We start from the raw sequence: 6,447 nt of genomic DNA, 5'->3' as shown, positions 1-6,447 counted from the left end.
CGGCTGGACTATCTTCCAGTTTGTTATGACCGCTTTTGTGGTGGGGATTCCGGCAGCGGCGCTGCTACTGAGAAGCCAGTCTGCCACGTTGGGCACTTTCCAGAAAAAGACAGATCGTGCGCTGGCTACCCTGGGCTTTATCACGCTGGGTCTGGTGCTGGTGGGTTACCCGCTGTACCTGTTCTGGCTGGGTCAGGTTGATCTGCCTACTAACCCTTTTGGTCTATTTGACTACCATGGTCGTTTGATACTGGCTCGTCTCGCCCTGCTGTTTGCCGGTCTGGGAGTCTGGGTAATTGCTGCCACCCGTGGCAATAATACGGCAGTAGGTCTCGCAGCAGTGAGCACCGTCCTGGTGCTGGCGGCTGAACTGTGTGGCCGTGTCTTCTTTTATGATATGCACATGTTTGCCAGCAGTATGTGAGCAAGTGCAAAGATCCTCCTTCAAATTTATGAAAGGAGGAACTTTACCAAAGGAAAGGGAAACCCATATTTTTCTGGAATAAATTCTTATCTCCACTGTACTTAAGAGGGATCTTGGTAACGGTGCCACTGGCGCTCTATGTAAGCAGGCGCCTTGGTAACGGTGCACTGGCGCTCATGTAAGCAGGCTCTTGGAACGGTGCCTCCGGCGCACTCGCACTCTATCTATGTAAGCAGGCTCTCTGCGAAATACCCTCTGGAGCTCAGCGGTGTAAGCCTGTTGCGAAACGTTGTATTGCTCATCACTGAAACCCGAGTCCATATCCGTTTTCATGTTATCTATTTGACTTTGTCGCCTGGAGAGCCTGTCTGCGTCGTATAATTGAGAATACAGGCTAACAACGGATTCGTCACAGATCCCGGTGCGATGGCATAAATCGATTTGTGCCTTAAGCTCATCGCGCTTTTTTTCCCAGTTGGTCGGTTCAAATTGTCCGGTTTCTGCTGCTTCTGCCTGACGCTGACGGGAGTTCAGTTCAGCCTCAACCAGAGTGAAGACGTCGATATGGCTGTCGGTGAACCCCGGAGTATTGGGAGCAGCGATGCCACCATGCTGTGCCGGATCGGTGGCAGTGGAGTTGTTACCAGAACTCCGGGATTCATCTTTATCAACAGGTGATTGCAGCCTGACAGGAATACCAGTTCCAGGAATACTGGTTTGATCAGGATGTTGAAGAGGCTCAATAGAATAATCAGTCAGCGAATAAAGATCAGGATTATCCAGTAATGTTTGATGATGGGAAGTTTGTGAGACAGGAAAAGAAGAGTCCATTGCCTGGACAGACATGCCTTGATACGTTGGCGGTTGATCGCTGACAAATTGCCCGTGATCCATTAATTCAGGTCCGTCGAAATAGTGTTCTGTTAAATCGGATGAGCCGGAATAAAGTTCGGAAGAAGCATTAAATGGTTGAATCGAGTTATCTAAACGTTCCATTGAAATACAAACCTAATAAATTCATAAACTATTAAATTGACAATTCAGACCACTCTTTCGATATAAAAGTTCCTACCCCAATCACAAAAGAAATAGAACAATCCTGTGCTGGCAAAAACGCTGGCAAAAACATAAGTTGTGATGAGTAATGAACTTTGTCTATTTCATCCTGTCCCAAAGTGTGTGTATAGATTAAATAACCGCCAGGGAGTCGTGCGTGGAATCAGTCAATGCAGCAGCTACCGACCAGCAGTTTGAATGCAGGATATGCTTTGAAAGTTTGGCAGGTAAGTTTAATGACTTTGTCGTGACCGCCTGTTGCAAAGAACTCCAACACACCCCATGCCTGGAAGCCTGGAAGCAAGAACCCGAAAGCCTGAGGGGAAGGGACGCCTGTGTGGTTCCTGTCAAACCCAGCCATACTTTTCTGCGATGTGGGCTTTGCCGACAGAATGCCCTGCCTTTTGTTACTGTGAGCACCTTGGTTTATGGCAGCAGTAACAGCAACAACTACTGTAAGCCGGAGCTTGCTGAATATTTACGACAGTGTATCGACTGTGGCAGTGAGCAGGCGGGTGGATCTGGCAACGACCAGGGTGGCCCGGAGGCAAGCAGAAACCGCAAAACAGTAACAATGGCAAGTGGCTCAACAAGCCCGGGAAATGGTGAGAGTAGCCGGGGCAGTGGCGACAACGTACCTGATTTGCCGACCCTGGTAAGGCAGGGGCTGAAGCGCAGTAGCAAGGATTTGCAGGTTGGCGTTCAAGAGCCACTACCGGTTCAGGCCTGTATCGTTGGCGATGAGGCCATGCTTCAGGAGATAGCAAATCAACAACCGGAAACCGTTCACAATACGCAGGAGGGTGTCATTTATACAAGGCCTGTACCATTGGTTACGGTGGCTGCAGAAAATAATCATGAAAGCTGTGTCAAGAAGCTTGCCGTTGACTCTCATGATATGTTTTCCATATCAGTGCATCTCGCACTGGAGCAGGAGGATCACCGTACGCTGGCAACGCTGGTCCGTTGCGATGCGGACGGACTCACCAGGTTGCGTCTGGCAGAGGCAATTGAACACCAGGACAGCCCGGCGGCAGAAATGCTATTGGCCGCTGGTGTTGATATCAACACGGTGGTTATGGATGTTGTTGAGAATTACCGTAGTCCGGAGGCAATAAACTTTCTTCATCAATCCGGTGTCAGTCTCGGCGAGATCGTTTTCATGGCAGCACAGGCCGATAACAGGAAGTTGTTTGACGATTTACAGAAATTGCCTGCACTGCGCAGAATCACTGAGCATGCCCATTATGTTGAGGCAACAATCCTTGCTGCCCAACAGGAAAATCATGTCGTGCTACAGGCACTGGCAGATGCAGATGTTGTGGCGCTGGAATACGCGCTGTGTACCTGTGTCGACGAGCAGAATGAAGCTGCCATTGCTGCGCTGCTCAAAGCAGGGGCGTGTTATGCGGACGCTTTGTCTCTGGCTGCTTCTGACGACAATCAGGACGTGTTTGTAAAATTACTGTTCAAAGATGATTGCGGTCACTATTTAAGGTTTGCGGCGCAAAACGGGGATTTAGCACTGGTGAAGGCCCTGCTCAATGCGGGTGTTGATGCCAGTGGCGGCGATGAGCACGCTGACACACCGCTGGCTATTGCCGCCCGCAATGGCCATGCTGCAGTGGTCAACCTGTTGTCTGGTGCCCTGGAGCCTGACAGGCGCATCAGTTTTATTGCTCAGTCAATAAGGTGGGGTACTGAGGCGGAATTGCGGTCACTGCTGGCTACCTGCAAAAACGCAGGACAAATGTTCAGTGAGATACAGCGGGTAATCCATTATGCACTTGATCATCGTGACTATGGCGAACCAGCTATCAGACAGCTGTTAGATAAAATCGATGCTGGTCAAACAGCGATGATTCTTTCTGGCTCCATTAACAATAACAATTTCAGAATGCTGGCAGCCCTGCTGGCTGCCGGGGCTGATGCCAATACCATTGCCCCCGATGGTTCGCCTTTGCTGCACCTTGCCGTCGCTAGCGGAGAGCTGCAACTGGTTCAGCTATTGCTGGAAAGGGGGGCTGCTGCTGACCTGCTGAACCCGGTGGGAGAAACCGCCTTATCCGTTGCCGTCGCAAAAGGTCATAAATCCATGGCTGATATGCTGGTCAAAGCCACCGGTGCCGTAGATATTGAAACGGAAGTTGCAGCTGCTGCTGGCCGGGAGGACATTGACTTGCTCAGGCAATTGCTCTGTGTTGCTGACCTTGGCGGCAAAAAGTTCCGGCAATTGTTACATCAGGCCGCGGTGAGAAAACAGAGTCAGGTGGTCAGTGTCTTTGCTATGCAAAGTACCATCAGTGCGGAAATTGCCTTTGCCATGGCACTTCACCGTAATGAGTTGGCGGTGGTTGCTGAGTTTCTCAAGGCGGGTATTGGCAAAAACCGTTATTGTTCGGCGTCGTATTTGCTGATGGCGGCAGTACGCAGGGAGGAAGAAAAGGTTAAAACCCTCATTGACCATGGTTTTGATGCCCATGGTGACATCAAATTTGCGGCGAGGGCCGGGGAAACAGAGGCGTTGACAGTAATGCTATCGGCCTTTACTGATACCGGGGTAAGAAACAGGCATGTTGAGGCTCTGATATTCAATGAGGTTAACGATCAGTCAGTGCTTGCGTCGCTGGTGGCTGTTGAGCGTGATGGCGGAGCTGCAGGTCTCAGGACGTTCCTCTTTTCGATTTTGTCAGAGTGTAAACAAGCCCGTACTGCTCTGGAAAGGGCGCAGACAAGAAGACAGACTATTGTGGCTGGGGATTATCTGGAAGTTTACCCCGCTATGGATCGCCAAGTGAGCTTGCAGCGGGCAGGCGAGGAGCCGACGATGCATGACTCTCTGATAAAATCGTGCGATGACGCTATCAATGAGAATAGAGCTTTTCTGGAAAAGAATGAGGGTGTTATTCAGTCATTGATTCGCGCGGGCGCTGAGGTTGATATCACTGACGACAATGGGGTCTCATTCCTCTCTCAGGCGATACAGGGGAACTGCCAGGACATCGTCCGGTCCATTCTGGATTGCTGGAAAGGTTCAGGCCAGGCTCTCAATAACCCTGATGCACCGAACCAACAGCCAGATGCTTACATCAACAGGGATTTTTCGGGGACACTGACCGATGCTTTAGTGCTGGCCATTGGTCTGGATCGGCAGGGCATGGTTACGCTGTTGCTGGACACTGTGCATGGCATGAAAAATGTTGAATTTGATCGCTGCCGACTCAGTGGTCATGGCAACCTCCTTTATGATGTTGCAAACATGGGGAATATCCGGCTGTTAGGTGAACTGTGGCAACTGGGCGCCCGGGCTACCCCGAGTCTGGAGCGGATTGTGCAGGATGCCGACATCAACAAGTTGCAACGGTTTGTTGAGGCAGGGATCAAACTGGATGCCGCCGATGTCGGCAGCGAGGTACACCCACTGCTGCTGGCCGCCACTCTGTATGCCGATAGTGACAATCTGCAAGTGATGCGGTCCATGGTATCGATCACTGACAATATTGACGAGGTTATCGGTAACCAGGCCCTGACAACACAGAGAAAAGCGCTGTCACAGCTTTGGCAAGTTGTGGCTGAACAGCACGAGCGCATTATGAATATGCTGGTTCATGCTGCTGATGGAGAAAATCACCGGCTTTTCGAGACACTTGCGGGCGACAGGGCGATGGCTGGCCAGCTTGGCCGGTGCCTGAGCGATGCTGCACACCATGGCCAACGCAAGGTCGTCAGTAAACTGCTTGACATTGATGTTGATATCAACGATGTCGATTCGACGGTGTTCCTGTGTGACATAGCCCTTAAGCATCCGGACATGGCCATAATGATGGTGGACTATTGGCGAGGGAAGGCAAACAGGAATTGCCCGGTTCTTATCAAGGGGGCGATCAATTTGGCAAAACAGAAACTGATGGAGCAGCCCGGTGCTGATCGATTGCAAACGGAGCAGGCCTGCGCCTGTTTAACCAGATTGTTAAGCAGGTTCACCGTTCCCGGCTCAATCGACAGACGGATCTGACACTTCCCGCCCTAACGCACCCGAAGGGCGCTCAGGCTGAACGGAGATGATACACGTCAATCTTATTGAAATGATGTGCTGGCCCCAAGCTCTCCAGGTCTCACACGAACCAAAGCCAGTGCCATCTTTTACAGCCTGATTGAAAGTGCAAAAGCCAATGGGCTGGAGCCTTTTGAATGCCTGAACCACATATTAAAAGAACTGCCTTATGCGGACACGGTTGAGAAACTGGAGCCGCTTCTACCTTGGGCAGTGAAGGCATCTCAAGAATAAGCCGGTCAGGCGGGATTGGCTATTCCGCTGGTTAAATTGGTGATTACTATGTTCAGGTCGTTGCCTTAATCGCTCTCGCTCTGCGTAATCGGGTTCTTTGCGAAACCCCCTTTTAGGTCGTTGCCTTAATCGCTCTGCGTAATCGGGCTCTGGCTTTTTGCGAGACACCCTTTCGACCACAGCGGTATAACCCTGTTGCGCGGAATTGTAATCATCCTCTTCGGCACATCCCGAGTCCACGCGGTCTTGCATTTCGAACAATATTTCCTGTCGTTTGACAAGAAGTTCAGCCGAGTGTAGTTCAGCACGAAGATGACGATAATGCTCAACGGTCAGCCCTGTGTCACCCGTGCAACTGTACCTGGTTATGACTGGTTGATTGCCCTGGCTGTCGGGAAGCCCTGAAACAACATATACAGTATCAGTGTCCTGGCGTGGGTAATTTGACTGAAAATCGAGATAAAGATGATGAAGAGGAAGGTCCACCCTCTCCACCGTCATGCCTCGATAGGGCTGTGGGCATTCGCTGACACCAGATTGATGTGTTTGATTCGTTGAACTTGATGGCCCGGAATAAGGATCTGATAAAGCAGCATTGAACTGAGGCAGGTTAGTTGAACTCTCCATAGGATTATTCTCTTCTTGAAATAATTCATAATTTCACTACACGACTAAGACG

Annotated in this window: 4 protein-coding genes and 1 pseudogene; 3 read left to right on the top strand and 2 right to left on the bottom strand. The window is 50.6% G+C overall.

Annotated features, from left to right (window positions below; translation table 11 throughout):
- Positions 1 to 424, top strand: a 424-nt coding sequence (locus tag KDK13_RS15750) for a DmsC/YnfH family molybdoenzyme membrane anchor subunit (protein ID WP_257285927.1), incomplete at its 5' end; no start/stop codon positions are given.
- Between the two features lie 174 nt (positions 425 to 598).
- On the opposite strand, the gene KDK13_RS15745 is transcribed toward KDK13_RS15750, so the two are convergent.
- The gene (locus KDK13_RS15745; protein WP_257285926.1) at positions 599 to 1,420 is read right to left on the bottom strand and encodes a hypothetical protein; all 822 of its coding nucleotides are present in this window, start codon (positions 1,418 to 1,420) and stop codon (positions 599 to 601) included.
- A 217-nt stretch (positions 1,421 to 1,637) separates the two neighbouring features.
- Between KDK13_RS15745 and KDK13_RS15740 the strand changes: the two genes are divergently transcribed.
- Positions 1,638 to 5,495, top strand: a complete 3,858-nt coding sequence (locus tag KDK13_RS15740) for an ankyrin repeat domain-containing protein (protein WP_257285925.1) — start codon at positions 1,638 to 1,640, stop codon at positions 5,493 to 5,495.
- Positions 5,496 to 5,609: 114 nt separating this feature from the next.
- Positions 5,610 to 5,768, top strand: a pseudogene (locus KDK13_RS15735) (transposase domain-containing protein); the annotation flags it as partial.
- On the opposite strand, the gene KDK13_RS15730 reads toward KDK13_RS15735, so the two are convergent.
- The gene (locus KDK13_RS15730) at positions 5,736 to 6,395 is read right to left on the bottom strand and encodes a hypothetical protein (RefSeq protein WP_257285929.1); all 660 of its coding nucleotides are present in this window, start codon (positions 6,393 to 6,395) and stop codon (positions 5,736 to 5,738) included. The pseudogene KDK13_RS15735 and the gene KDK13_RS15730 overlap by 33 nt on opposite strands.
- Positions 6,396 to 6,447: the final 52 nt, after the last annotated feature.

The sequence above is a fragment of the Endozoicomonas sp. SESOKO1 genome (assembly GCF_024606265.1).
In the GTDB taxonomy this organism is placed as follows: Bacteria; Pseudomonadota; Gammaproteobacteria; order Pseudomonadales; family Endozoicomonadaceae; genus Endozoicomonas.
The sequence above is the reverse complement of the archived record's forward strand: the minus strand, read 5'-3'. Positions and strand labels throughout refer to the sequence as shown.

Excerpts from the sequence above, each read along its gene's own strand:
- KDK13_RS15730 (WP_257285929.1), bottom strand. The coding sequence starts at position 6,395 with ATGGAGAGTTCAACTAACCTGCCTCAGTTCAATGCTGCTTTATCAGAT.
- KDK13_RS15745 (WP_257285926.1), bottom strand. The coding sequence starts at position 1,420 with ATGGAACGTTTAGATAACTCGATTCAACCATTTAATGCTTCTTCCGAA.